General features: G+C 69.1%; 1 protein-coding gene and 1 pseudogene. Both read right to left on the bottom strand.

The genetic code is table 11. From position 1 onward, the window contains the following. Positions 1-588 (bottom strand): beta-galactosidase (locus PUR53_RS06220; RefSeq protein ID WP_329907646.1); only part of this gene is annotated, 588 nt, incomplete at its 3' end. Between the two features lie 44 nt (positions 589-632). Further along, positions 633-773: pseudogene (locus PUR53_RS06215) on the bottom strand (carbohydrate ABC transporter permease); the annotation flags it as partial.

Below are 773 nucleotides of genomic sequence, written 5' to 3'. Positions count from 1 at the left end.
CTGGCTCCAGAAGGTGGTGCCCCAGGCGTGGTTGAGCGCGTTGAGGTCGTTGCCGTACTTCGCCTTCAGCCAGGTGCGGAAGGCGGCCGCGCTGGTGTCGCAGTAGCAGGCGGCGTTGTGGCAGCCGTACTCGTTGTGGACATGCCACATGGCGACGGCCGGGTGGTCGGCGTACCGCTCGGCCAGGGCGCCCGCGATGCGCAGCGCCGCGGTGCGGTAAGCGGGGCTGGACGGGCAGAAGGTCTGCCGGCTGCCGTACGAGAGCGTGCGGCCGTCCCTGTCCACCGGCAGCGCCTCGGGATGGGCCCGGAAGAACCAGGCGGGCGGGCAGGCCGTCGGGGTCGCGAGATCGGCGGCGATGCCGTTCTCATGGAGCAGCGCCAGGATCTTGTCCATGCGGGAGAAGTCGTAGACGCCCTCGGACGGCTCCAGCAGGGCCCAGGAGAAGATGCCGACGCTGACCATGGTCACCCCGGCCTCGCGCATCAGGGCCATGTCCTCGGCCCACACGTCCTCTGGCCACTGTTCGGGGTTGTAGTCGCCGCCGTAGGCGAGGCCGGGCAGGCGAAGACGGCGTTCGGTGGTCACTGCTGGTAACTCCGGAAGGTGTGGGGAACGACGGAAGGCTTGGTTCAGCCCTTGTTGGCGCCGAGGGTGAGGCCGCTGACGAACTGGCGCTGGAGTGCGAAGTACACGATCAGCGTGGGGATCGCGGTGAGCAGGGCTCCGGCGGCGACGAGGTTGGGGTCGGTGAAGTACTGGCCGGAGAGGTT

This window comes from Streptomyces sp. SP18BB07, assembly GCF_036322545.1.
In the GTDB taxonomy this organism is placed as follows: domain Bacteria; phylum Actinomycetota; class Actinomycetes; order Streptomycetales; family Streptomycetaceae; genus Streptomyces; species Streptomyces deccanensis.
This window is presented reverse-complemented; position numbering and strand designations above follow the sequence as displayed.